This is a genomic window from Flavobacterium sp. (assembly GCF_032153895.1).
In the GTDB taxonomy this organism is placed as follows: domain Bacteria; phylum Bacteroidota; class Bacteroidia; order Flavobacteriales; family Flavobacteriaceae; genus Flavobacterium.
In genome coordinates, this window is sequence record NZ_JALDYN010000009.1 from 33,666 (window position 1) to 59,380 (window position 25,715).

The 25,715-nt window shown below is 39.4% G+C and carries 27 protein-coding genes; 9 read left to right on the plus strand and 18 right to left on the minus strand.

Features of this window, described 5'->3' with window-relative positions; genetic code table 11:
- Positions 1–2: 2 nt before the first annotated feature.
- Both RUH60_RS05285 and gdhA read left to right on the plus strand, forming a co-directional pair.
- Positions 3–785: an enoyl-CoA hydratase/isomerase family protein gene (locus RUH60_RS05285; RefSeq protein WP_313806155.1), complete on the plus strand. Its 783-nt coding sequence runs from the start codon at positions 3–5 to the stop codon at positions 783–785.
- A gap of 70 nt (positions 786–855) precedes the next feature.
- The gene (gene gdhA / locus RUH60_RS05290; RefSeq protein WP_313806157.1) at positions 856–2,199 is read left to right on the plus strand and encodes an NADP-specific glutamate dehydrogenase; all 1,344 of its coding nucleotides are present in this window, start codon (positions 856–858) and stop codon (positions 2,197–2,199) included.
- Positions 2,200–2,289: 90 nt separating this feature from the next.
- Here the strand turns inward: gdhA and RUH60_RS05295 are convergent, their stop codons facing one another.
- A complete protein-coding gene (locus tag RUH60_RS05295; protein WP_313806159.1) occupies positions 2,290–2,808 on the minus strand; it encodes a hypothetical protein in 519 nt (172 codons plus the stop codon).
- A 288-nt stretch (positions 2,809–3,096) separates the two neighbouring features.
- Here RUH60_RS05295 and RUH60_RS05300 point away from each other — a divergent pair, with 288 nt between their 5' ends.
- Complete coding sequence (locus RUH60_RS05300) at positions 3,097–4,056, plus strand: hypothetical protein (protein ID WP_313806161.1); 960 nt, start codon at positions 3,097–3,099, stop codon at positions 4,054–4,056.
- A gap of 324 nt (positions 4,057–4,380) precedes the next feature.
- Here the strand turns inward: RUH60_RS05300 and RUH60_RS05305 are convergent, their stop codons facing one another.
- The 6 genes from RUH60_RS05305 to RUH60_RS05330 all read right to left on the minus strand — a co-directional run bounded on the left by RUH60_RS05305 (position 4,381) and on the right by RUH60_RS05330 (position 10,133).
- Positions 4,381–5,025, minus strand: a complete 645-nt coding sequence (locus tag RUH60_RS05305) for an HD domain-containing protein (RefSeq protein ID WP_313806163.1) — start codon at positions 5,023–5,025, stop codon at positions 4,381–4,383.
- A gap of 65 nt (positions 5,026–5,090) precedes the next feature.
- Positions 5,091–6,089, minus strand: a complete 999-nt coding sequence (locus RUH60_RS05310; protein ID WP_313806165.1) for an acyl-ACP desaturase — start codon at positions 6,087–6,089, stop codon at positions 5,091–5,093.
- 5 nt (positions 6,090–6,094) lie between these two features.
- The gene (locus tag RUH60_RS05315; protein WP_313806167.1) at positions 6,095–6,829 is read right to left on the minus strand and encodes a lysophospholipid acyltransferase family protein; all 735 of its coding nucleotides are present in this window, start codon (positions 6,827–6,829) and stop codon (positions 6,095–6,097) included.
- An 88-nt stretch (positions 6,830–6,917) separates the two neighbouring features.
- Complete coding sequence (locus tag RUH60_RS05320) at positions 6,918–7,328, minus strand: BrxA/BrxB family bacilliredoxin (protein WP_313806169.1); 411 nt, start codon at positions 7,326–7,328, stop codon at positions 6,918–6,920.
- Positions 7,329–7,398: 70 nt separating this feature from the next.
- On the minus strand, positions 7,399–7,869 hold the full coding sequence (locus tag RUH60_RS05325) for a DUF255 domain-containing protein (protein WP_313806171.1): 471 nt from the start codon (positions 7,867–7,869) through the stop codon (positions 7,399–7,401).
- Entirely contained in the window at positions 7,869–10,133 is a 2,265-nt protein-coding gene (locus RUH60_RS05330) for a TonB-dependent receptor (RefSeq protein WP_313806173.1), read from the minus strand. The genes RUH60_RS05325 and RUH60_RS05330 overlap by 1 nt, the downstream gene beginning before the upstream one ends.
- A gap of 100 nt (positions 10,134–10,233) precedes the next feature.
- On the opposite strand from RUH60_RS05330, the gene RUH60_RS05335 reads away from it, so the two are divergent.
- From RUH60_RS05335 to RUH60_RS05345, 3 genes are read left to right on the plus strand one after another with little or no spacing between them, the layout of a single operon-like run.
- Complete coding sequence (locus RUH60_RS05335) at positions 10,234–10,881, plus strand: metal-dependent transcriptional regulator (protein WP_313806175.1); 648 nt, start codon at positions 10,234–10,236, stop codon at positions 10,879–10,881.
- 1 nt (position 10,882) lies between these two features.
- Positions 10,883–11,701: a ZIP family metal transporter gene (locus RUH60_RS05340; RefSeq protein WP_313806177.1), complete on the plus strand. Its 819-nt coding sequence runs from the start codon at positions 10,883–10,885 to the stop codon at positions 11,699–11,701.
- A gap of 1 nt (position 11,702) precedes the next feature.
- Positions 11,703–12,092 carry a hypothetical protein gene (locus tag RUH60_RS05345; protein WP_313806179.1) on the plus strand — a complete coding sequence of 130 codons (390 nt, stop codon included), beginning with the start codon at positions 11,703–11,705 and terminating at the stop codon, positions 12,090–12,092.
- Between the two features lie 129 nt (positions 12,093–12,221).
- On the opposite strand, the gene feoB is transcribed toward RUH60_RS05345, so the two are convergent.
- The 3 genes from feoB to RUH60_RS05365 all read right to left on the minus strand — a co-directional run bounded on the left by feoB (position 12,222) and on the right by RUH60_RS05365 (position 15,335).
- On the minus strand, positions 12,222–14,324 hold the full coding sequence (gene feoB, locus RUH60_RS05355) for a ferrous iron transport protein B (protein ID WP_313806181.1): 2,103 nt from the start codon (positions 14,322–14,324) through the stop codon (positions 12,222–12,224).
- Positions 14,321–14,563, minus strand: a complete 243-nt coding sequence (locus RUH60_RS05360; protein ID WP_313806183.1) for a FeoA family protein — start codon at positions 14,561–14,563, stop codon at positions 14,321–14,323. Before RUH60_RS05360 ends, feoB begins: the two co-directional genes overlap by 4 nt.
- 94 nt (positions 14,564–14,657) lie before the next feature.
- Positions 14,658–15,335 (minus strand): SCO family protein, encoded by a 678-nt coding sequence (locus RUH60_RS05365; protein WP_313806185.1) that lies wholly within the window; start codon positions 15,333–15,335, stop codon positions 14,658–14,660.
- A 217-nt stretch (positions 15,336–15,552) separates the two neighbouring features.
- Here RUH60_RS05365 and RUH60_RS05370 point away from each other — a divergent pair, with 217 nt between their 5' ends.
- On the plus strand, positions 15,553–17,610 hold the full coding sequence (locus tag RUH60_RS05370) for a M13 family metallopeptidase (protein ID WP_313806186.1): 2,058 nt from the start codon (positions 15,553–15,555) through the stop codon (positions 17,608–17,610).
- A 39-nt stretch (positions 17,611–17,649) separates the two neighbouring features.
- On the opposite strand, the gene RUH60_RS05375 is transcribed toward RUH60_RS05370, so the two are convergent.
- From RUH60_RS05375 to RUH60_RS05390, 4 genes are read right to left on the minus strand one after another with little or no spacing between them, the layout of a single operon-like run.
- Positions 17,650–18,510 carry an EamA family transporter gene (locus RUH60_RS05375; protein WP_313806247.1) on the minus strand — a complete coding sequence of 287 codons (861 nt, stop codon included), beginning with the start codon at positions 18,508–18,510 and terminating at the stop codon, positions 17,650–17,652.
- Between the two features lie 58 nt (positions 18,511–18,568).
- Positions 18,569–19,390 (minus strand): SDR family NAD(P)-dependent oxidoreductase, encoded by an 822-nt coding sequence (locus tag RUH60_RS05380; RefSeq protein WP_313806187.1) that lies wholly within the window; start codon positions 19,388–19,390, stop codon positions 18,569–18,571.
- Positions 19,383–19,988, minus strand: coding sequence for an NUMOD4 domain-containing protein (locus RUH60_RS05385; RefSeq protein ID WP_313806189.1), 606 nt, complete (start codon positions 19,986–19,988; stop codon positions 19,383–19,385). Before RUH60_RS05385 ends, RUH60_RS05380 begins: the two co-directional genes overlap by 8 nt.
- Positions 19,966–20,346, minus strand: a complete 381-nt coding sequence (locus RUH60_RS05390; RefSeq protein WP_313806191.1) for a hypothetical protein — start codon at positions 20,344–20,346, stop codon at positions 19,966–19,968. Before RUH60_RS05390 ends, RUH60_RS05385 begins: the two co-directional genes overlap by 23 nt.
- A gap of 169 nt (positions 20,347–20,515) precedes the next feature.
- On the opposite strand from RUH60_RS05390, the gene RUH60_RS05395 reads away from it, so the two are divergent.
- Positions 20,516–20,839 (plus strand): single-stranded DNA-binding protein, encoded by a 324-nt coding sequence (locus RUH60_RS05395; protein ID WP_313806193.1) that lies wholly within the window; start codon positions 20,516–20,518, stop codon positions 20,837–20,839.
- 1 nt (position 20,840) lies between these two features.
- Positions 20,841–21,302, plus strand: coding sequence for an HRDC domain-containing protein (locus RUH60_RS05400; protein ID WP_313806195.1), 462 nt, complete (start codon positions 20,841–20,843; stop codon positions 21,300–21,302).
- Between the two features lie 37 nt (positions 21,303–21,339).
- Here RUH60_RS05400 and RUH60_RS05405 read toward each other — a convergent pair whose 3' ends face one another.
- The 4 genes from RUH60_RS05405 to metG are packed head-to-tail and all read right to left on the minus strand — an operon-like array spanning position 21,340 to position 25,675.
- Positions 21,340–22,242: a histone deacetylase gene (locus RUH60_RS05405; RefSeq protein WP_313806197.1), complete on the minus strand. Its 903-nt coding sequence runs from the start codon at positions 22,240–22,242 to the stop codon at positions 21,340–21,342.
- Positions 22,243–22,869, minus strand: a complete 627-nt coding sequence (locus RUH60_RS05410; protein ID WP_313806199.1) for a chloramphenicol acetyltransferase — start codon at positions 22,867–22,869, stop codon at positions 22,243–22,245.
- A gap of 2 nt (positions 22,870–22,871) precedes the next feature.
- Positions 22,872–23,561: an HAD family hydrolase gene (locus RUH60_RS05415; RefSeq protein WP_313806200.1), complete on the minus strand. Its 690-nt coding sequence runs from the start codon at positions 23,559–23,561 to the stop codon at positions 22,872–22,874.
- A gap of 53 nt (positions 23,562–23,614) precedes the next feature.
- The gene (gene metG, locus RUH60_RS05420; RefSeq protein ID WP_313806202.1) at positions 23,615–25,675 is read right to left on the minus strand and encodes a methionine--tRNA ligase; all 2,061 of its coding nucleotides are present in this window, start codon (positions 25,673–25,675) and stop codon (positions 23,615–23,617) included.
- Positions 25,676–25,715: the final 40 nt, after the last annotated feature.

Genomic DNA, 25,715 nt, shown 5'->3' on the forward strand with positions numbered 1-25,715 from the left:
TCATGGCATACGAAAACATTTTAATCGAGAAAGAAAACGGCATTTCGGTAATCACGATCAACCGACCAACCAAATTAAATGCGTTAAACAAAGCAACTATTGAAGAATTACATCAAGCCTTCAAAGCAGAAGATGCGGATGCTCAAACGAAAGTAATCATCATCACCGGAAGCGGAGAAAAAGCCTTTGTAGCCGGAGCTGATATTTCAGAGTTTGCAAGCTTTTCAGTAAATCAAGGCGCAGAATTAGCCGCAAAAGGACAGGAATTGTTGTTCGATTTCGTTCAGAATTTATCCACACCGGTAATTGCAGCGGTAAACGGTTTTGCGTTAGGCGGCGGATTGGAATTGGCGATGGCAGCACACTTCAGAGTAGCGTCAGACAATGCTAAAATGGGCTTACCGGAAGTTACCCTTGGCGTAATTCCTGGATACGGCGGAACGCAGCGTTTGCCACAATTGGTAGGGAAAGGCCGTGCGATGGAAATGATTATGACTGCCGGCATGGTAGATGCCAACACCGCCTTGAACTACGGTTTGGTAAACCACGTAGTACCGCAGGAAGAATTACTTGGTTTGGCGAAAGACATCGCAGGTAAAATTGCTAAAAATTCGAGCGTGGCGATTGCTCAGGCAATCAAAGTCATCAACGACAATTATGTGGATGGCGTGAACGGATTCCAGTCGGAAATCAAAGCGTTTGGCGAATGTTTCGGAACGGAAGACTTTAAAGAAGGAACCACTGCTTTCCTTGAAAAACGAAAAGCAGCATTTCCCGGAAAATAATATTAAGCGAGCCAAACGGTTCGCTTTTTTTGTATCTTTATGGGAATCAACACACTAAAACTATTGTATTATGTCCAAAAAAGTAGAAGATTTCCTGGCTACCGTTACTCAAAAAAATCCCAACGAACCTGAATTTCTACAAGCGGTTCATGAAGTAGCCGAAGCCGTAATTCCCTTCATCGATAAAAATCCGAAATACAAAAATAAAATGCTCCTGGAGCGTATGGCTGAGCCCGAACGTGTCGTGATGTTTCGCGTGGCGTGGCTAGACGACAAAGCACAAACTCAACTCAATCGCGGTTACCGTATCCAGATGAATTCTGCGATTGGTCCGTACAAAGGCGGCTTGCGTTTTCACCCGTCTGTAAACCTGAGTATTTTAAAATTTTTAGCGTTCGAGCAAGTTTTCAAAAACAGTTTGACGACTTTACCGATGGGAGGTGGAAAAGGGGGTTCCGATTTCGATCCGAAAGGCAAATCCGATACCGAAATTATGCGTTTTTGTCAAGCCTTCATGACTGAGTTGGCCCGCCATATTGGTAACGATACCGATGTGCCGGCCGGAGATATTGGCGTAGGTGGACGTGAAGTTGGCTATATGTTCGGACAATACAAAAAACTCCGCAACGAGTTTACGGGCGTTTTAACTGGAAAGGGAATTTCTTATGGTGGTTCGTTAATCCGTCCTGAAGCAACTGGTTATGGTTGTGTGTATTTTGCACAGAGCATGTTGGCTACCCGAGGCGATAGTTTTGAAGGTAAAATTGTCGTGGTTTCCGGTTCGGGAAATGTAGCGCAATATGCGGCGGAAAAAGCCCGTCAGTTAGGCGGTAAAGTCGTAACCCTTTCCGATTCTTCCGGTTATATTTATGATGCGGATGGTATTGACGCCAAAAAACTGGCCTTCGTCATGGAACTGAAAAACGAGCGTTACGGGCGTATCAGTGAATATGTGAAACAATATCCGAAAGCGAAATTTGTGGCAGGTAAAACGCCATGGGAAGTAAAATGTGCTATTGCGTTGCCCTGTGCTACCCAAAACGAACTCGGTGGTGCCGATGCTAAAAAACTAACCGATAACGGTTGTATCGCCGTAGCAGAAGGCGCTAACATGCCTTGTACTCCGGAAGCGGTTTTTGCATTCCACAATAAAAAAATTCTGTTTGCACCAGGTAAAGCTTCAAATGCGGGTGGTGTGGCTACTTCAGGTTTGGAAATGTCACAGAACTCGCTTCGTCTAAGCTGGTCTTCGGATGAGGTAGACGAACGCTTGAAACGCATCATGCATGACATACACGAATCATGCGTGAAATACGGCGCGGATAAAAATGGTTATATCGATTATGTAAAAGGCGCAAACATTGCCGGCTTTGTGAAAGTAGCGGATGCGATGCTGGCGCAGGGGGTGGTGTAGTGGGCAGTATTCAGTGTTCAGTGAGCAGTCGCGGTTTGCAGTATAAAAGTTTCGCGGGTATTGGTTTGACTGATGCCCGCTTTTTGTTTCTTATTTTTCTTTCAATTGCTGTTCCATTTCCAACTTTTGCATTTCAAAGGTTTTCTTTTGCAGTTGGAGTTGTTCCAGTTTGAAGCTGTTGTGTCGGTTTAGGGTTGCTTTTGCTCGCGCTTGAATACTCTGTAACAAGTCTTCAGATACAGCGTACTCTTTTTGATTCGCTAAAAAAGTTACAGCTTTTAAAGCCGCAAAACTTTCCAATCGATGGTTTTCCAGAATCGCTATTTTCTTTTCAGTGCGGAGTAGTTTCAAATGCACATTTTGCAGTTCACGTTTTAATTTTTCTTTCGTTTTGGCTTGTTCTACTTGTAGGAGTTGTTCGATTTCGTTAGTATTCACGTCTTTTTGTACCGCATGAAGTAAAGGCGCAAGTTGTTGAAGGGCTTTAGTAGGAAGCCCTCGTTTATTGGATTTAAACATCGACCACTGGCTAGCGGTAATGTCTAATACCAGAGCCATTTCTTCCTGTGTTAATCCCAGTAAATTCTTTAGTGTTGTCTTGTCCTGCATCTGTGCTAAGCTTTTTTAATTTTTAAGAATAACACAAAAAGTGTGCTAATCTTTTTTTAAAATTGAGTTTAACACAGAAAGTGTGTTGATTTTTTGAAAAATAAAATTTTAGCACAAGTTCGCGTTTATGAACTTTTTGAAATATCACTAAATTTAGTGATTGTGTAGGTAAAGTTTTATGGGTATGTTTGATGAATTGAAAAAATGATTTTTTAAAGCTAATTGTTGTTTAGAAAATAGTGATACTATAAATTTTATATTTAGTGATTTATTTAAAAATTTAATGAAATGGGAAAAATAACCAATGAGGAGAATAACTGGATTAAGGTTAATAAATGGCTTAAAAGAAATTTAACGTGGGTTTATTTTACTATTGCGATAGTTTTTATTCTTTTCCCAAATACAGACTATTCACCATTTATTGATAAATGGAATAATATACTCCAAAAAATTGGTTTTGTAGGATTAACTTCAGGAGTTTTTGCAAGTGTATTGAAATCAATTCAGTTTACAGGGCTATTTCAAGAAGAGCTGACTAAAATTATTTCAGGAACCGAATTTTTAAATAACAGAAAAGATTTGCCAGATCTGTGGAAAAAAATTTCTAAATCAATTTACGCTCAAAAGTTCCCTGAGATAAGTGATTTACTCGAAGATAGAATATTAACTACATATTTCCCAATGGACAGAAATCATTATAATGAAGATTTGATTGTTTCTATTGTTATTCATGATATTAATGATGATTTTATTATTAATTATACACAAACAATTGAATACAACGCTATTTTAGATAATGAAAAAAATGAATCTTACATAGTCTATACTGACACAATTAAGGATGAACAAAAAGTGACCGAGAAAAACGAGTTGTTATCTTTTAAAGTTGATGGCATAGAGATTGATAAGGAAAAGTGTAGAACAGTAAAAGAAGAGGAAGGAAAAATTAAATATATACATAGAGTTCCTATAAGCGGTAAAAAGAAATTTAAAGTTTTTTTAAAAGTTAAAAACACATATTCTTTAAAAGGCGAGAATGTTAAGTTGTTAAGATTTAATACAATAACTAAAAATGTAGATGTAACCGTTTCATATAATAAAGATATAGATGTTTCGTTCTTTAATGTTGGTGTTGTTAATGATTTTGAACCAATACATACAGATATGTTGAACACATTAAGTAGAAGACATAGAGATGATTTAATATTGCCTAGACAAGGATTTGGTTTAAGTTTTAACAAAAGATAATAATCTAATACAGTTTTAAGTTATATATTTGTATTACACAATCATTCAATTATATCAATAAAATAAATTTATCATGAGAACAAAAAAGAAAATTATTAATGGTAGTGACGGACTTGTAGGTTAGTAAATTTTTTATAATAAAAAAAGCTGAATAATTGTTATTCAGCTTTTTTGTTTTATAGCCTCGATAGCGCGGATTTGCAATCCGTGCCCACAAAGAAAAGAACACAAACCACAACCCAAAAAGTTGTAGTTTTCTTTTTAAACTACTCGAAAACACAAACTGCTCACTGCAAACTGAATACTGAACACTGCAACTACCACCTACAACTCCCCATTCCATTCCCCATAAAACTGCGCCAAAAACCCTTCCATATAAGCATGACGTTGTTCGGCAATCTGCTTCCCGGTTTCGGTATTCATTTTGTCTTTCAGCAACAGTAGTTTTTCGTAAAAATGGTTTAGAGTCGGCGCTGCGGAATTTTTATATTCTTCCTTGCTCATAGTCAGGTTCGGTTGAATTTCCGGATTGTACAACGGGCGGTTTTTAAAGCCGCCATAATTAAAGGTTCTTGCAATACCAATGGCGCCCAACGCATCCAAACGATCGGCATCTTGTACGATGTCTAATTCTGTCGAGGTAAATTTCTTTTCAAAATTTCCGCCTTTAAACGATATGTTTTCGATAATCGCAATCACATGCAAAATCACTTCTTCCGAAACGCCTTGGCTTTCTAAAAAAGTACGCGCGGTTTTCGGACCAATCTGTTCGTCGCCACCATGAAATTTGCTGTCGGCAATGTCGTGCAACAAAGCACCGAGTTGTACCACCGTCAAATCACAAGTTTCGCCTTTGGCAATTAAAAGCGCATTTTTGTACACACGCTCGATGTGAAACCAGTCGTGGCCGCCTTCGGCATCGTGCAGTTGTTGTTTAACGAATTGGATGGTGTTGTCGATTAAAGTCATACAAATATGGCGGTAAAAAAATCCTTTCGTTGCGGAAAGGATTGGTATGTTGTGTAATTTTTAAATTATTTTATCAAAGCCGGCTGCACCCATTTGAAGATTTTTTCTTCGGCCGGAACGACCATACGCTCCGCAATTCGCGTCATACGGTCTGGTAATTTTACTAAATAATCGCGGGCTTTTTCGGCTTCGTCAGTAAGGTTGCCAATTTTCTCGATTTCCCAACGGTTGATTAATTTCTGTAAAATTTCCACATAATCCATCGAAGTATACACCCCAATACGCTGTGCCGATTCCGAGAATTTTTCAAAAGCAGTACCGATGCTCTCCCCAGACTCCCGAATCAAATGTGCCGGCATGGTGATTTTCTTTTTCATCATGTATTGAAACGCCAACATCATTTCGCTCGGATCGACTTTGAAGATGCGGTCCACAAATTCTGAATAAGCGTGATGGTGACGCATTTCATCTCCAGCAATCAGTTTACAGATTTTCGACAATTTATGATCGCCGAATTTCTTCGCCAATTGCGCTACACGGTTATGAGAAACATAAGTAGCCAATTCCTGAAAACTGGTAAATACGAAATTTTTATACGGATCGCGATCGGTTCCAGGGTCAAAACCATCATTAATTAAATGTTGCGTAGTGATTTCCATTTCGCGCATATTGACACGTCCGGACAAATACAAGTATTTGTTCAGTAAATCACCGTGACGGTTTTCTTCACCAGTCCAGTGGCGTAACCATTTCGCCCAGCCGTTATCGCCGTTAGGACCTTTTTGGTTTACACCTTCTACGTCCATTAACCAGGTTTCGTAGGTAGGTAAGGCTTCTTCGGTGATGGTGTCACCTACTAAAACTACCCAAAAATCATAGGGTAATTCTTTGGCAATTTCACGCAATTCGGTTACTTCGTCTAAAAAAGTTTCCTTTTCAGAATTGGGTAACAAATCAGTGGGCTGCCATATTTTTTCGACAGGAATCAGGTAGTTTTCTACAAAAGTGTCAATGTTCTTTTCCAAAAACTGCATCACTTCCAAACGTACATTCTGTATTGACATAATCTTTAGTTTTTAATTCCTTCTACTACGGCTTTTTCGGTTTTCTCCATTAACTCGGGGAATGAAAAATCTTTAATCGCCATAGGTTCGTGAATGGTAAATTGTAATCGGTTGCCTAAACCCATCGGAAATTGTCCGTAACGAACCATTTTCCAGGAGTTGTTAATCGAAATCGGAACGACATAGGCTGAAGGCGCATATTTGCATAAAATCTTCAGACCGTTTTCCGAAAATCGCTTTGGTTCCCCCGTTTTGCTTCGCGTTCCTTCCGGAAAAATGACAGCAGCACGGCGGTGTTTTTCTATATATTCGCCCAAACTTTTGATAGCCGGCAAGGCTTGTTTAGGGTCTTTTCTATCAATTAAAACGGAACCGCCATGGCGTAAATTGTACGACACACTCGGAATTCCTTTTCCTAACTCTTTCTTACTTACAAATTTAGGATGAAATCTTCGTAAATACCAGATAATCCCAACAATATCGTAAAGGCTCTGATGATTCGCCACGAAAATTATCGGAACACCTTTAGGGATGCGGTTAGCATTTTGCACATGGTAGGTTGTTCCTAAAAGATTGGTGCATTTGGTTAAGCAGAAATTCAGGTAATCGACACTTTTTTTATGTGCCTGATACCCGAACAAGTTCAAACATATCCACTGAATCGGATGAAAAATCACCAAGCACAAGCCAAAGGCCAGGTAGTAGATGATTGATATGGGGTAGGATATGATTTTTTGCATTATTCGTAATAAAGCGCAAATATAAGGTTATAAAATAATAAAACCACCAGGAAAGTGGCGGTTTTATTGTATGCTAGCATAGTATCGCTTAGCAGAATTCGTTGTATGCGTCCATTAAATTTTCGGCGATTAGCTCTGCCGGACGACCTTCAATATGATGACGTTCTAACATGTGAACCAACTCTCCGTTTTTGAACAAAGCCATACTTGGTGATGATGGTGGAAAAGGAAACATGTGCTGACGGGCTGCATCAACCGCATCTTTATCGACACCGGCAAATACCGTTACCAAATTGTCTGGTTTCTTAGCACCGGCTAAACTCATTTTAGCTCCCGGACGTGCATTTCTTGCCGCACAACCGCAAACTGAGTTTACCACTACTAAGGTTGTTCCTTCTTTTGCCAAAGCAGTTTCTACCGCATCAGCACTATATAATTCTTGAAAACCTGCGTCGGATAACTCTGCGCGCATCGGTTTAACCATTTCTTCTGGATACATAATTTTAATTTCTAAAGATTAACGTGAGGCAAATTTACAAAGTAAAATCCAATTATCTGTTACAATCTTGTTAACGAAACGTGGCGGCTTCTTTGAGCAAACCAATCATGGTTTTGGCATCGGTATATTCGCTGATTTGCAATAGGATGGTGTTGTTTTTGTCTAAGATGGAAAAGGTCGGATAGGTTAATGAACCGTCGATGGTAGCCAATTCTTCCGCCAGTTCATGCACGCCCGAATTTTGTCCTTTCGGTTTGAATTTGAACGTTTTGTTTTTAAACGTAATCGGTGTTTTTTGTTCGGCGTTCAATTCCACGAAATAAAAGTTTTCGTTTAAAAGACTGATAACTTCCGAATTTTTAAACGTCGAATTTTCCATCATCTTGCAGTATTTGCACCACGAGGTATGCACGAACACAAAAATCGGTTTTGGGTTTTGCTGTTCTAATTTTTCAGCTTCGGAAAAAGTATAGGTTTTCAGTTGCGCGAATCCGGAGAAGGCGCAGAAGAAAAGCAGCAGTAGGACTATTTTTTTCTTCATTATTTAAAAGTATATCGGATGCCAAAAAAACTTCGGATTCCTTGGTTGGGACCATACACATAACCGGGGTCGAAAGTTAATGCATACGGATTGTAATACTGACTGTTAGTGTCGTTTACCTGCATAACGCTGCCGTCGGGGTTATATTGTACATTTTCATCAAAAGGATCGTTGGCTCGGGCAATGATAAACGGATTCCCTTTGTTTGGAGTCCAATTTAATAAATTTTTGATTCCACCGTAAAATTCAAAGTTTTTTATTTTGTTGTAGGTGAATTGAATGTTTTGAATGCTCCAGGTTGGCGAATAATCTTTTCTCGGATCTAAATCACCCAAAGTTGGCAAACGCATTGGTCCGTAAACGTTTCCGGTGTAATCAATATCCAAAAACCAATCTTTGATGCGGTACGAAATCGCCCAGGTTCCTGTAAATTTTTCGGTAAGCATCTGACGGGTTTTTTCGCCGTTTTCGGTTTTGGCCACATCCATCAAAGTTCCGCCTAGAATTACTTTTAAACCATTTTGAAAGACCGCATCCACATTCAAGCTAATCCCTTGCGTTACCGAATAACCGTCTAAATTTTTATAGATGATTTTGTTCGGATCGGTGTCATAATCCGGAATAATCGAATTGGTAAAATAGGTATACCAAGCAGTTGCTTCTACACCGATATAATCACCGTTATCCGTATAGAATTTTTTTAACAGATTCAAATTAGCATTGTACGAGCGTTCCGGTTCCAAATCTTCCAGTACTTCCACATCGCGGGAACCGGTTAAAGCGGCATGTTCTTCGGTAAACAAATTCACTACACGGAAACCTGTTCCGGCATTGAACCGAAAAATGGTTCTGTCGTCGATTTTCCATTTGTGTGCCAAACGCGGCGTTAAAATGTTGCCGTGACGGTTGTTGTAATCGTAACGCAAGCCTAAAAGCAAGCTGTGTTTTTCAGCAAGTTTGATTTCATCCTGGGCAAACAAACTCGGAATCCAGGTTTTGTCTGAAGTTGCAGTTGCCGGCGTGTTGTCGTTGTAAAACTGATAGCGAATTGCCGTTCCGAAAAGCAAATCGTGATTACCGATTTTTTTGTCCCAAGTCAGTTGTCCGAAGCCGATTTTTTGTTGCGCCAGATACGGCGTGTTCCCATACACAGAATTTTGGTCGTGGTCGGTATAAGAAAACGTAAACAACATTTTTTCAGCTACCGGAAGTTCATACGAGCCTAACAATTCGTAACGTTTGGTGTAAATACTTTCACCATAAACCTCACTTCCGCCGCGGTATTTTTTCTCCCATTGCATTTCGCCGCCCCAACGGTCTTCGTAAAAGAAACGTCCGGCCATCGAGAACAATTTATTGCTTTTGCGGTTAAAATTCCACTTCTGAAAAACAGAGATTCGGTCTTGTAACGTCACATCCGTAAAATTATCATGGTTGTTGTCAATCGGGTTGCTGTAATTGAAATAGTTTACACCGGTTAGCAACGATATGGATTTACCCAAATTGGCTTTAAATCCTAAATCCACATTGGCTTCGCCCCAGCTGGTTGAAAACGCATCTGCAGAAAGAACCGGAGCACTTTTCGGGTTTTTGGTAATGATGTTGATTAAACCGCCGACAGCTTCACTTCCGTACAATGATGAAGCCGGTCCTTTGACTACTTCCACGCGTTCCAAAAGCGAATTTGGAATTCCGGATAAACCGTAGACCGTCGATAATCCGCTTACAATCGGCATCCCATCGATTAAAACCAAAGTATATGGTCCTTCCAAACCATTGATGTGAATATCGCCCGTGTTACAAACGTTGCAGTTCAATTGCGGACGAACTCCGTTTACATTTTGTAGGGCTTCAAAAATGTTGGCTGTTGGATTTTTTTTGAAGAAAGTTGGTTTGTAAACTTCTACCGGAACTGGGCTTTCCAGGCGATTTACTGCTTTTAAGGTTCCGGTTACGACCAATTCATCTAAAGTGTTGTCGGCTTTTAAATCGAAGTTGCGGATTAGCTCCAAAGAATCAGTAACAGCAATTCGGCGTTGTTGACTTTTAAATCCCGCGAAAGATACTTTTAATTGATACTCGCCTTTCGGAACAGCTTGCAATTCAAAGTTTCCTAAACTGTCTGTTATCACGCCAAATTTTGTTTTTGCGAGAGAAACCGATGCGTATTCTAATGGAGCGCCTTCGGCAGTAATTTTTCCTTTAATAGCGGTTTGACCTGAAACGGAAACACAAAAGAATAGTATTAAAATTAGATATTTCACAATTTAAAATTATATATAATCGAAATTAAAATTTAGACAAAACTAAAAAATTATTTTAAATTAAAAAAATTTGTATTTTTGGAAATGTAAAAAACAAGTGATGACTTATTCGGAAGAAAATTATCTGAAAGCAATTTACCATCTGTCGCAAGCACAAAAACAAGGCGTGAGTACCAATGCCATTGCTGCTTTGATTGAAAGTAAAGCCTCGTCCGTAACCGATATGATTAAAAAATTAGCCGATAAAGATTTGGTTAATTATCAGAAATACCAAGGCGTTCGCTTAACCGATAAAGGCTTGATGGCTGCTAAAATGATTGTGCGCAAACACCGCTTGTGGGAAGTTTTTTTGGTAGAGAAATTAGATTTTACCTGGGATGAAGTACACGACGTAGCGGAAGAATTGGAACATATCAAATCCGAAAAACTCATCAACAAACTCGATGCTTTTCTTGGCTTTCCAACGGAAGATCCGCATGGTGATCCGATTCCTGACAAAAACGGAAACATAGTCAAAGTAGACAAACAATTGTTATCGGATTTCGAAGTCGGGCAAACCGGAATTTGTGTTGGGGTGAAAGATTCGTCATCCAGCTTTTTACAGTATCTGGACAAGCACCAAATTTCGTTAGGAACTACCATCCGAATCACCGATAAGGAAAGTTTTGACAACACACTTCAAATCGAAGTAGACGGTAAAACCGTAATCATATCCCATAAAATAGCCTCTAATTTATACATCAAATAATATGTTTGAAAGCATAGTTCAGTATTTCGAAAGTATCGACCCGATTTTAGCCGCTTTATATGCGACACTTTTTACTTGGTTTTTAACGGCTTTGGGTGCTGCTTTTGTTTTTCTTTTTAAAACTCTTAATAGAACGGTTCTCGATGGCATGTTAGGTTTTACCGGAGGAGTCATGGTGGCGGCCAGTTTCTGGAGTTTGTTGGCACCGGCCATCGAAATGAGTGAAGGAGAAGGTTTTGTGAAAGTGCTTCCAGCTGCAGTTGGCTTTTTGCTTGGAGCCTTATTTCTTTTCGGATTGGACAAAATTCTACCCCATCTGCATATCAATTTTAAAGAAACCGAAGGTATAAAATCGCCTTGGCAGCGTACGACTTTATTAGTTTTAGCCATTACGATGCACAACATTCCCGAAGGCTTGGCAGTAGGAGTTTTGTTTGGCGGAGTCGCAGCAGGAATCCCGGAAGCATCCATAGCCGGAGCTTTAACTTTAGCCATCGGAATCGGAATCCAGAATTTCCCGGAAGGAATTGCTGTAGCCATGCCGTTGCGCAGAATGGGGATGAGCCGAAGAAAAAGTTTTATGTACGGACAATCTTCCGCTTTGGTAGAACCGATTGCCGGGGTTATGGGAGCATTGGCAGTAACTTTTTTTACGCCGATTTTGCCGTATGCGCTTGCTTTTGCTGCTGGAGCGATGATTTTTGTGGTGGTGGAAGAAGTAATTCCGGAAACACAACAGGATAAAAATACCGATATTGCCACACTTGGCTTTATTTTTGGTTTTATAGTAATGATGACTTTAGACGTAGCACTAGGATAATATGAAAACACTTTTTTACGCACTGATAGCCGGAATAGTACTAAGCTGTGCCGGAACGAAAAACCCGAATGAAATCGACCAAAAACTGGATGGTAAATCGGGCAAACAGGTTGTTTTGGTAAAAGTTCTTAATGATTCCCGCTGTCCGGAAGGCGTTCAGTGTGTTTGGGCGGGCGAAGTAACTATTGAAGTTGCGGTTTATGACAACAAAACCTTAAGCGAACAAACGCAATTTACCTTAAACCCACAATCTGCTGAATCGGTAAAGGCTTGGTTTGAAATGCATTTGCCTACAACGGATGAGAAATTAAAAGGGGTGAGTGTGGCTCCGTATCCGAAAGAAGGCGTAACTATCAATCCGGATGATTATACGATAGTGTTGAAATATTAATGACAGCCACAGTCGGAATCGTTGCCGCAATTTTTGTCTTTTTTCTTTTTTCCGAAGAACTTCTTCCAAAGAAAAGCGACGGCAAATCCCAACAGTAAATACGCAATTATTTCCTGAAAACTAATCATTTTACGACAGCGTTTGATAAGCGATTAAACTGGCGACATAGGCAAATCCACTCATAAAAAGTAGCTGAACAACCGTCCAAAACCAGGAATTGGTTTCTTTTTTAGTAATCGCTAAAGTCGAAATACACTGCATCGCAAAAGCATAAAACAACAATAAGGAAACTCCTGTGGCAAAATTGAAGATTTTTTGTCCGCTAACCGGATGGACTTCTGCAGCCATTTTGTTTTTAATGGTGGTTTCTTCTTCGGCATGACTTCCTACACTGTAAATCGTAGCTAAAGTACCCACGAAAACTTCACGCGCGGCAAACGAACTTACTACGGCAATTCCAATTTTCCAGTCGTATCCTAAAGGTTTGATGACCGGTTCAATGGATTTTCCAAGAATTCCGATATAAGAATTTTCCAGTTTGTACGAAGCGATTAGATCTTCTTTTTCTCCGGATATTTCGTTGTTCTGCAATTGGGCTTCGACTATGGCTTCAGCATTTTTGAAAGTATGGCTCGGACCATGTGAACCCAAAAACCACAAGATTACCGATAAGGCCAAGATGATTTTACCGGCGCCAAAGACAAACGATTTGGTTTTTTCCACTACATTAATACCAACATTTTTCCATAACGGAACTTTGTAACTCGGCATTTCTACCACAAAATAAGATTTCGATTTGATCTTCAAAACTTTGTTTAGAATGTACGCGGAAAATATCGCCATTCCAAAACCAAGCATGTACAACAGCATCAAAGTCAAGCCCTGTAAATTGAAAATACCTAAAACTCTTTTATCGGGAATAATTAAGGAAATTAAAATTGCATACACCGGTAAACGCGCCGAACAAGTCGTAAACGGCGTAACCAAAATGGTAATCAAACGTTCTTTCCAATCTTCAATATTTCGGGCAGCCATAATCGCCGGAATGGCACAAGCCGTTCCCGAAATTAAGGGCACGACACTTTTTCCGCTTAAACCGAAACGACGCATGATTTTGTCCATCAAAAATACAACACGACTCATATAGCCGCTTTCTTCCAACACCGAAATGAACAGGAATAAAAAAGCAATCTGCGGAATAAAAATTACAATACCGCCCAAGCCTGGGATTATACCTTCGGCAATCAAATCGGTTAAAATTCCTGCCGGCAAATGCGTTTTAGCTAAGGAACTTAAAGTCGCAAAACTGCTATCAATAAAATCCATCGGGATGCTCGACCAATCAAAAATCGACTGGAAAATCAACATCAGTATTCCGAAGAAAATCAAATAACCGAAAACTTTATGCGTGAGAATTCGATCTAGTTTTTCTCGGACATCGGTTGCCTTACTTTTGTCAACTTTATAACCAACTTTTAAGGTTTCGTTAATGAACTGATAGCGTTTTATGGTTTCTTTTTGCTGCAAGCGTTTCAATTCGGCTGCGGGTTTGGCAAACGAATTTTGTTCTATTTGTTCACGGTGGATGTTCGCGAAATTCACATCCTGCGTAATCACCAACCATAATTTGTACAATAATTGGTTAGGAAAAGCTTTGCGAAGACTGTTGAAATAATCTGTATCAATGCTTGAAGCGTTCAAACACGGTTCGATTAGTAATTCTTTATAATTGATTAGGAGTTTTTTCAACTCGGTAATTCCGGTTTTCTTTCGGGAACTGACTAAAGCAATCTTCGTTTTCAATTGCGCTTCCAGATGCGGAATATCCAGCGTAATTCCTTTGGCTTCCATACGGTCGCTCATGTTGATGACCAGAATTGTAGGGATTTCCAAGTCTTTGATTTGCGTGAACAACAGTAAATTACGTTTCAAATTTTCCACTTCGGAAACCACTACGGCAACATCCGGAAAATCTTTGTCGTTTTTGTTCATCAAAAGTTCAATCACCACACTTTCGTCCATCGAACTGGCGTTCAAACTGTAGGTTCCGGGTAAATCGAGTATGGTAGCTTTAGTGTATTCTGAAAGTTTAGCGTGACCGGTTTTTTTCTCTACGGTAATACCAGGATAGTTTCCTACTTGCTGGTTAAGGCCGGTCAGTTCGTTAAAAACAGAGGTCTTCCCAACATTCGGATTTCCGATTAAAGCAACTTTGATAGTATTGTGCATCATAAAGCAGTTTCTTTTATGATGGAAATTTTGATTTCTTTAGCCGTTTCAATCCGAATAGCAACATGGCTGTCGTTCAGATTAATATACAACGGATCACCAAAAGGCGCCACCTGAAGTAATTCCACTTCATTGCCGGGCAAGCAACCCATTTCCAGTAATTTCAAGGGAATGATATCGACATTGAAATCTTCAATGATGGCTTTTTGTCCGAGTTGTAACTGATCTAAGGTAGAAATCAAAACTTATTTAGATTGAATTTAGATTGCAAAAGTAAGGAATATAATTTTGGATTGACGGACAAAAATCAATTTTACAAAACTTTATGATTTTCGCTTACTTTTCGTCTTCTACCAGGAAATTGATGTCTTCTAGAAGGCGTTCCATGTCTTCTTTCTTGGTACCATCGTAAAATCCGCGAACACGTCGTTTGCTGTCAACCAAAACAAAATTTTCGGTGTGTACCATGTCGTACATTTCGGAAGGATTACCGGTTTTAACAGCTAAATATGATTTTCGCGCGATGTAGTAAATGTCTTTTTTGTCACCGGTGACCAAGTTCCATTTACTGTCAATAACGCCTTTTTCCTGAGCATATTTTTTTAAAACGGGAACACTGTCGATATCAGGAGTTACGGAATGTGAAAGTAACAAGACTTTCGGGTTGTCTTTAATTTGCGATTGCAGCCAACTCATGTTGTCGGTCATCATCGGGCAGATGGTTTGACAGGTGGTAAAGAAAAAATCGGCCACATAAATTTTACCTTCATACTCTTTTTGGGTAATGGTTTTTCCATTCTGATTGGTAAAAGTAAAATCAGCGATATGATGTTGACTTTTATTCGCAACATGCTGAATCGTAGAATCTACTAATTCCGGATTAACCATAGAAGGCGTATACACCGGTAATGTTTTTTTAGGTTTCAATGCCGAATAAAACAAAGCGATGATAATGGCAGATAAAATCCCCAAAACAATAAAAAACGGAATGTATTTTTTAAAAAACGAGAGCATGATTTTTAATTTTGGCAAAGGTACAATTCCAAATTGGTTTACATCTGGTATAGTTTGATTAAGAAGTGTTAAAAAAGAGAAATGCTAGCTTAGATTTTCTATTTTTGAGATTCTGGTGTAACAAAAGTAAAAGAGGTTATACCAATTTGAAAGTGAATAACATAACAAATGTTTGACGATTATTTTGTAACCGTCAAAAAACCAAAATAAAGTACGTATGAAAAAAAACATGGTTGCAGCAGGTTCGCTTGCCGTTTTTTCGCTGTTGAGTTTTGAGGTTTCAGCCCAACAGGCAAAATCTAAGAATCCAGGTGTGGATGTTAATTTAATGGACAAATCCGTAAAACCGGGCGATGATTTCTTCCGATATGTAAACGGAACCTGGTATGACAAGACTGAAATTCCAGCTGATAAAACCCGTTGGGGTAGTTTTGACGAATTGCGTCAGAACACGGATAAAGATGCTTTGGCGATTTTGAAAGAAGCAGCTGCAAATAAGAATTTAGATCCGAAATCTGATCAGGCAAAAGCGGTAAATGTGTACAAAACGTATATGGATACGATTTCCAGAAACAAGTTGGGAATTACGCCTTTAAAACCGTATTTGGCTAAAATTAATGCAATTAAATCGGTTGCTGATGTCAATAAATTATTGATGGAAATGGAATCGCAAGGAGGATTAGGGTTTTATGGTGTTGGAGTAGGTCCTGATGCGAAAAACAGTAACCGAAATGTAGTAAACGTAGGGTTGGGAAGCTTAGGATTACCGGATCGAGATTATTATGTTTCCGATGACAAAGATTCGAAAGAAAAACGCGAAAAATACGTGTTGCACGTAGCACGCATGCTTCAGTTTTTAGGAATTAAACCGGCAGCAGCTAAAATTCAGGCTGAAAAAGTGTTGGCTTTGGAAACGGAAATGGCTCGCCCACGTTTAGACCGTGTTGAACGTCGTGACCGAAGAAAAACCTACAACCCAATGACGGTAGCTGATTTGCAAAAATTGACACCATCGGTAAACTGGAATGGGTATTTAGAAGGTGTTGGTATCGGTAAAATTGATTCCTTAATTGTATCGCAACCGAAGTATATGACGGCTTTAGAAACCATTTTCAAAGACAATAAAGTTGAAGACTGGAAAGCTTACATGCGTTGGACGTTAATCAACAAATCGACGGGTGTTTTAACCACAGATATCGAAACTGCTAACTGGGAATTTTACAGCAAAACTTTGACCGGAGCTTTAAAACAACGTCCGCGTGAGGAAAGAGCATTACAAGTGGTTAACGGAACCGTTGGTGAAGCTTTAGGAAAATTATATGTAGAGAAAAAATTCCCTGCTGAAGCGAAAGCGAAAGCGAAAGCAATGATTGATAACGTATTCCTAGCGTTCGAAAACCGTATCAACAATTTACCTTGGATGACGCCGGCAACACGTAAAGGTGCTATAGAGAAATTAAGAAAATCTACCGTTAAAATCGGATATCCGGACAAATGGAAAGATTACTCTAAATTGGTCATTAAGTCGAAAGAAGAAGGTGGAAACTACTTCGAAAACATGAAAAATGTTGCCCGTTGGGGTCATGCTGAAAATATTGCAGAATTGCATAAACCAGTAGACAAAACCAAATGGGGAATGTCACCACAAACCGTAAATGCGTACTACAACCCATCGTATAACGAAATCGTTTTCCCGGCTGCGATTTTACAACCGCCTTTCTATGATTATAAAGCGGATGACGCGGTAAACTATGGTGGAATTGGAGCGGTAATCGGTCACGAAATTTCACACGGTTTTGACGATTCGGGTTCACGTTACAACGCTGACGGAAACTTAGTGAACTGGTGGACAGAAGACGATTTAAAACAATTCACAGGTTTAGGTGGTGCTTTAGCGGCACAGTATAGTGCTTTAGAACCACTTCCGGGAACTTTTGTGGATGGCAAGTTTACGTTAGGAGAGAACATTGGGGATTTAGGTGGTGTGAACGCGGCTTATGACGGTTTGCAAATCGCACTTCAAAAGACTGGTCGTCCAGCAAACATTGACGGATTTACTCCAGAACAGCGTTTCTTCATTTCATGGGCGACGATTTGGCGTTCGAAAATGCGTGATGAAGCTATCAAAAATCAGGTGAAAACCGATCCGCATTCACCAGGAATGTATCGTGCATACGTACCATTACAAAATGTGGAATCCTTTTATCAGGCATTTGATATTAAAGAAGGACAGAAATTGTATATAAAACCCGAGAACCGAGTAAAAATTTGGTAAGCGGCAACAAGATAAGGCTCTAAGCGAAAGTTTGGAGCCTTATTTTTTTCGAATCGCTTTGTTGACCAAAAAGAGGCCGATTAAGGTAACCAAACCACCAATTCCAATCATAATCGTTAAGGGTTCTTCAAAAATAAATGAACCGAGAACCACCGCCACAATCGGATTGATGTAGGCATAAACACTACTCACTTCGGCAGGTAAATGTTGCAGCGCGTAAATAAAAGCGATAAAGGTAAACACCGAGCCAAATACCACTAAATAGGCAATCGACCACCAAGATTCGGAAGGGATTTCCGTCAACGGAACTGAACTGCTTGTTGCTCCGCTGTATGCGAACAGCAAAATACTGGAAAGCAACATCTGTAATCCCAAACTAAAGTACGGATTAAAACTAGCTGCTTTTTTCTTGGTATATAAACTGCCAAAAGCCCAGGTTAAGGTAGCCAAAACGGATAAGAAGATACCGAATTGAAAATCAGGTTTCAGGAAATCTGCTAGATAATCGTAAAAAATCAGACAAACACCTCCAAAACTGATGACCATTCCTATAATTGCCCATTTGGAAATCCGTTCACCTTTAAAAAAATTGATGATGACAATCCAAAGTGGAAACATTGCTCCAATAATGGCACCCAAGCCGCTGGAAATAAATTTAACGCCCCAAGTACTCAAACCGTTGCTCAGTACAAAATTTAAGATACTGAGAATGATGATGGTTTTCCACTGCCTGCCTTTGGGCCAAACCTCCTTTTTGTAGAGAAAATAGGCAATATAAATTCCCGCAGCAATAAATTGACGGATAGCCGCCAACTGCAACGCGGGCATATGTTTAACACCTTCTTTGGATGCCAGCCAGGTCGTTCCCCAAAAAAAACTAACCCAAATCAAAGCAACCATCGGTAAACCAATCGTTTGTAATTGATTTTTTGTGGAAGTATGTAGTTTCTTGAGCACGTTAAAAATCGGTTTTGGAAAACGTATAATGGAGCTTTTGAATCAGTTTTTCTGAAGAAATTGTTTTTCCAACAGAAGGTTTTTCATGCGTAAAGATAGGTAAAGGCAATTGCATTTCTTTCGCTTTTTGCTGATAATAGTTTTCCCGATTTGGATGGATTGGCGCAACGGCGTTGAAAACTTCTCCCCAACAATTTTCGGATAGTATTTTTTCGATAGCACCGATGCAGTCTTCAAGATGAATCAGATTGATAGGTGCTTCCGGATTTTCAAGATTTGTTTTTCCGGCCAGATAGTTTATCGGATGACGGTCTAAGCCGACCAATCCGCCAAATCGCAAAACGGTTGTTTTGAAATAGCTGTTGTTTAATAGCAATTGTTCCGATTGCAATAACACATTCGATTCCATTTCCGAAGACTCAAAAACATAACCTTCCGTTACTTTGTTGTTGTAAGAAACTACATCAGGATACACCGAAATGGAACTGATGAAAAGGACTTTTTCAACCGTACTTTTCTCAATATAAGGAAGAAGAAAAGCTAGTTTAGCGGGAAAAGTATCTGAAGTTGGCTCTTTTGCTTTTGGCGGAACCGTGATAATCAGCACATCGGTGTTTTTTAGAAATGTATCAATCTCGCCTTCAATTTTATTTTCATTAAGGATTAGCTGAAACGGAATGATTTTTTTCTGGCTAAACCAATCGATTTTTGCAGAAGAAGTAGTGGAGCCTTTTACTGAAAATCCTTTAGCAATAAGACTTTCGGCTAACGGAATTCCTAACCATCCACAACCTAAAATCGCAATGGATTGTTGCTTATTCATCTGCTTTTTTAGTCGGAACATCCACTTTGATATGCCCCCAATTTTCGCCGGATTTGATACGATACAACTGCATTTCGCTAACGCCAAATTGTTTGGCTAAAATGCGCATACGGGTTTTTCGGTTGGGATCTAACAATATCTTTTTCAGACGGATAACGGTGGTTTCGGTTAGTTTTCGACCATCGGATTTGATGTTATGAGCGATTGTTCTTTTTCTTCCAACAGCAACGTGAGGACTTTTTCGGTAGTGGTCCATTTTTTCTTCATAAGTTACCCATTTCAGGTTTGACGCTCTGTCATTATCTCTTGTGAAATCCAGATGGATGACATATTCCTGATTTTCAGCTGTTTTAGGAACGAAAAAATCGGCTACAAGTTTATACAACATATAATAATCAGAACTTTTTACACCTTCTTTCTGTCTGTCTAACCGCATAAGACGATAGCCGTCTGCAAGCGCTCCTTTTAAAAGAACGCCATCGGAAATATCTTCTGTAAAACTCATTAAGCGCCCCATATTGGAAATGGCGTAGCGTTTTTTTCGATTCCCTTTTACTTCAAATTCTTTAAAAACTTCATTCGGATAATATCGTATCATTCGCAACAGGATAAGTTTCTTTTTCTGTTAATGCGAGCCAGTCATTTTCCAAAAAACAATAACCCTGATTGTACAGAAAATAATAAACAGTTCCATTCTTATCAGCACACGATGAGGTGAAAAACGCAAAGTCGAAGCCTTTCAGAAGTAAATTGTTTCGGGTTGTTTTGGAATTCTTGTGCTGGTTCAGCTCTAACAAAATTCGGTAATTTTTTCTTAACTTGTTATTAATGTTGCGAATAAGATTGGTAGAATCCTTATTTTGTTTGTTGTTGTAAGAATTTCTGCAACTGTCTCCGCAAAATTTCTTGTCTTCCCGACCAAAAACTCTATCTCGACACTCTAAACACAATTTCATAGGGTAAAGGCATATAGTTAAACAATGGCAAATACAATTCAAAAATAAAAATATTTCTTACAAAAAACTAAAATAAACGACAGTAAACGTTTAATAACCGACTAACTTATTTGCAACGGCCAATTTTGCACTATCGAAACCAAATAAATAATTAATTAAAGTAAATGCCATGAAAAACAAAGTACAATTGATTGGAAACGTGGGTCAGGATCCGGAAGTTAAAACTGTAAACGGAGACCGAAAAGTAGCAAATTTCACATTAGCTACTAATGAATACTACTACAACGACAAAGGCGAAAAAGTAGAGCAAACCGAATGGCACCGAGTGACTGCCTGGGGTAAAGTTGCCGAAATCATCGAAAAATTTGTCGAAAAAGGCAAAGAAATCGCCATTGACGGAAAACTCACGTACCGAAATTACGACGACAAAGACGGGAATAAGCGTTATGTGACGGAAATTGTTGCTAACGAGATTTTGCTTTTAGGGAAGTAAAATGAACATTCAGCTTTTTACGTTGCGTACACAGCCTGAATTTTTTTCTTCCGATCAAAAACTGCTCAACGATTTTCTTAACACAATTGTTTATGTAAAATCCTCGGAACATTTTGTAGCTACAGAGACAGAAGCGCCCCATTGGTCAATTCTAATCCATTTCGAGCCTTGCGAGGTTAAATCGGGTGGTGTTAAAGTAATCAAAGAAAAGGTTAAAGCGGTTGAAGAAACTGACTTAACACCGGGTGCGGAGTATATTCTGGAATGTCTAAAAGACTGGCGAAATTTAAAAGCCAAGGAGTTAATGGTTCCGGCGTATTTGATTTGTAGTAATGCAACATTGGTTAACGTAGCGTTTCATCAACCTTCAACTCTTGATGAACTTAAAAAAATCAAAGGCTTTGGAGAAGCAAAAGTACAGCAGTTTGGTGAAGCCATTATAGCTTTGCTGAATACTGTTTAGGTTTGTAGGCCACCGGTTTATGCCGGTGGTTTTGTTTTTAACCGTAAATCGAATTGGCGGCTCTATAGGTAGCGGCATGTGCTTCGATTATTGTTTTAATTTCAGGGGAATAGCCACCGCCCATACTCACTTGAACCGGAATTTCAAATTGACTGCATAAGGAGAAAACAAATTCATCTCTTTTTTTACAGCCCTCGAGTGAACAGCTTAACTTGCCTAATTTATCTGTAGCGAGGATATCCACACCACTGAGGTAAAAAATAAAATCCGGTTGTTGGTTTTCAATAAGATAAGGCAGTGTGTTATGGAGTAGTTCTAAAAATTTAGCATCTTCAGTATGGTCATGCAATTCAATATCCAGATCGGATTTTTCCTTTTTGAAGGGATAATTCGATTTTCCGTGCATCGAGAAAGTAAATACATTCGGATTGTTCTGAAATATTTCTGCCGTTCCGTTGCCTTGATGGACATCCAAATCCACAATCAGTATCTTTTTGGCTAGTTTTTCGTTGAGTAGATATTGAGCCGCCACAGCCTGATCGTTTAACAGGCAAAAAGCCTCACCGCGATTGGAATAGGCGTGATGCGTTCCGCCGGCTATATTAAAGGCGATACCGGTTTGTAATGCTTTTTCTGCGCCAAGAATGGTGCCTTGGGTCAAGCGCAATTCCCGTTCCACCAATTCCGCAGAAAGTGGGAAGCCGATTTTTCGCACCGCTCGAGCATCAAGTGTTAGCTTTAGCAAAGCATCAACATAATCTTTCTCATGAACAGCATAAACATGTTTTAAATCGGGAAGTTCGGGTTCAAAGAAAGCTGCTTCGGAAACAATCCCTTCATGAATCAGTTGTTGCGGTAACAACTCGTATTTAATCATAGGAAACCGATGGCCTTCCGGTAACGGATGCTTGTAAATCGGATGATAAGCAATCGGAAACATTTAGGAATTCATCAGGTTTTGAAACGTTTCTGCAAATTGCCCCACATGAAAACCATCAACCAAACCGTGATGCACATGAATCGACATCGGCATGGTTTTTTTTCCATTTCCTTCCGTCATTTTACCAAAAGAAATTTTTGGGCAACTGTCTGGAAATTTGAAATGTCTCGCGTGCGACAACGAAGTGAAATCCAGCCAAGGAATGGAGGAAAAGTGGATCAAATTGTACAAACCATCAAAATCTCGGGTAATTAAACCAGGTGTGTTTTGAATGCGTTCAATTTCTTCCAACGATTTTTGACTGAAAAGATTCAGCTCTTCAAAGTATTCCATAAACGAAAACCCGAAAGTCGTATCCTCCCGCATAATGGTCGCGGAAACATTAATTTTGTCATAAACAACGACTTCATTTTCGATAATTCGATACCGGAAATTTTCTATCGCATTGACCGCAGCTAAGGTTTTGTGCAAATAATAAATGAAAAAAGAAACCCCTTTTTCTTTGGCTTTTTCGTAGGCAACGGAACAGTCAATAGTGATGGTCACACCATAAAAAGGTTCGTCAAATTGACTGAAAAATTCAAAATGGGTTTTACGATTCCAAGTGTTGAGGTCTAACTTTTTCATGGTTAATATAGAATCGGTAAAACTTCTGTTATTTTTTCAATCGAATAGAAATTCGGATGGACAATTTCATGATCGATGCGTTCGTGTGCCCAAGTCGTGTGAAACGGAACATGGACAGCATAACCGCCAATATTTAACACCGGCAACACATCTGATTTTAAGGAATTACCAATCATGAAAAATTCAGAAGGTTCAATTTCCAAACGTTTCAAAAGTTTTTCATAGTTGACTTCCTGTTTGTCGGCCATTACTTCAATATGGTGAAAATAAGGGCCTAAACCCGAATCATGCAGTTTGCGTTGCTGGTCTTTTAAATCGCCTTTGGTAGCCACGACCAATTTGTATTTTCCTTGTAAAGCTTGTAGTGTTTCTTCTACGCCATCCAGTAATTCGATGGGTTTTTGAATTAATTCTTTGCCTAAGTCAGTAATTTTCTGAATGCCTTTCGCGCTGATAGTTCCATCGGAAACCTTAACGGCGGTTTCAATCATAGAAAGAATGTAACCCTTAATACCATAACCGTACAAAGGCAGATTATTAACCTGGGTTTTAAGTAATTCCTGCGATAAACTTTGTGCCGAATGATAATTGCTCATCAAACCACAAAATTTCTTTTCGGTTTCTTCGAAATACGGTTCGTTGATGAATAACGTATCATCTGCATCGAAAGCGATAACTTTTAAATTTTTCATAGATTCGGTATGAAAAAACCCTTTCAGCAGAACTAAAAGGGTTGGATTATTTTTCAACTAATTTGAGCGCCATTAATCACACCTTCAGCATCCGGATTTACAAAAACCAGTTTACCTTCTGCAGTGTTGGTTAAGAGTAGCATGCCTTCGCTTTCTACGCCGCGTAAAGCTCTAGGGGCTAAATTCACTAAAACGGTTACACGTTTTCCTATTACTTCTTCTGGAGAGAAATGTTCAGCAATTCCGGAAACGATGGTACGAACGTCGATGCCTGTATCTACTTTCAATACTAAAAGCTTGTTGGCTTTCGGCATTTTTTCGGCTTCGATGATGGTTCCGATGCGCAAATCCACTTTAGCAAAATCTTCAAAAGTGATGATGTCTTTTTGTGGTTCCGCTTTAGCATTTTCGGCTTTGTTGGCTACTTTGGTTGCTTCCAATTTGTCTATTTGTTTTTGAATTTCGTCGTCTTCTATTTTGGCGAATAACAATTCGGCTTCGCCAATTTGGTGACCGGCTGGAATTAAATCCGATTTGTTACTGATATCGCTCCAGTTGAAATCGTCGTTGAGTTTTAGGATGTTTTTCAGTTTGTTTGCGGTAAATGGTAAAAACGGTTCCGATAAAACACTAAGTGCAGCTGCAATTTGAAGCGCCACATACATTTGGGTTTGTACACGAGCCGGATTTTCTTTTACGATTTTCCAAGGTTCTTCATCGGCTAAATATTTGTTTCCTAAACGGGCTACGTTCATCAATTCGCCTAAGGCTTCACGGAATCGGTAGCGTTCCACGGAAGAAGCAATTACTGCCGGATAGGCTTTCAGTTCGGCTAAAGTTTGTTCGTCGATTTCGCTCAATTCGTTCGGCTGTGGAATAACACCGTTGTAATATTTGTTAGTCAATACCACAACGCGATTGATGAAGTTTCCGAAGATGGCCACCAACTCGTTGTTGTTACGCGCCTGAAAATCTTTCCAAGTAAAATCGTTGTCTTTGGTTTCCGGAGCATTCGCCGTTAAAGCGTAACGCAACACATCTTGTTTTTCAGGGAAATCCAATAAATATTCGTGCAGCCAAACTGCCCAGTTTTTAGACGTAGACAATTTGTTGCCTTCTAAGTTTAAGAATTCGTTAGCCGGAACATTATCCGGTAAAATATAGCTTCCTTCTGCTTTTAACATTGCAGGGAAAATTACACAATGGAATACGATATTGTCCTTTCCGATGAAATGAACCAGTTTGGTGTCTTCCGATTTCCAGTATGGTTCCCAGTCTTTGCCTTCACGAGCTGCCCATTCTTTGGTAGAAGAAATATAACCGATTGGCGCATCAAACCAAACATACAGTTTTTTACCTTCGGCACCTTCAACGGGCACGTCAATTCCCCAATCTAAATCGCGGGTTACGGCTCTTGGACGCAATCCGTCTTCCAACCACGATTTTACCTGTCCGTATACGTTGGGCTTCCAGTCGTTTTTATGACCTTCCAAAATCCATTGTCTTAAAAAAGTATCGTATTGGTCTAAGGGTAAGAACCAATGTTTGGTCGATTTCAAAACGGGTTTAGTTCCGGTAATGGTCGATTTTGGATTGATTAAATCTGTAGCATTTAAAGAGGAACCACATTTTTCACACTGATCACCGTAGGCTTCTTCATTGCTGCATTTTGGACAGGTTCCGGTTACAAAACGATCGGCTAAGAATTGGTCTGCTTTTTCGTCGTACAATTGCTCAGTTACTTCTTCAATGAATTTACCTTCGTCGTATAATTTTCTGAAGAATTCCGAAGCGGTTTTATGATGAATTTCAGCTGAAGTTCTTGAGTAGTTGTCAAAAGAAATTCCAAAATCTTCGAACGATTTACGAATGATGCCGTCGTATTTGTCAATTACTTCCTGAGGCGTAATGCCTTCTTTTTTGGCTTTCATCGAAATCGCTACCCCATGTTCGTCACTTCCGCAGATGAATACGACATCTTCTCCTTGCAAACGCAGAAAACGGGCATAAATATCAGAAGGAACGTAAACTCCGGCCAAATGCCCAATATGAATAGGGCCATTGGTGTAAGGTAAAGCGGCAGTAATCGTATATCTTTTAGGATTTTGTATCATCGTAAATTTTCAATTTGAGTGCAAAAATACATAACAATTC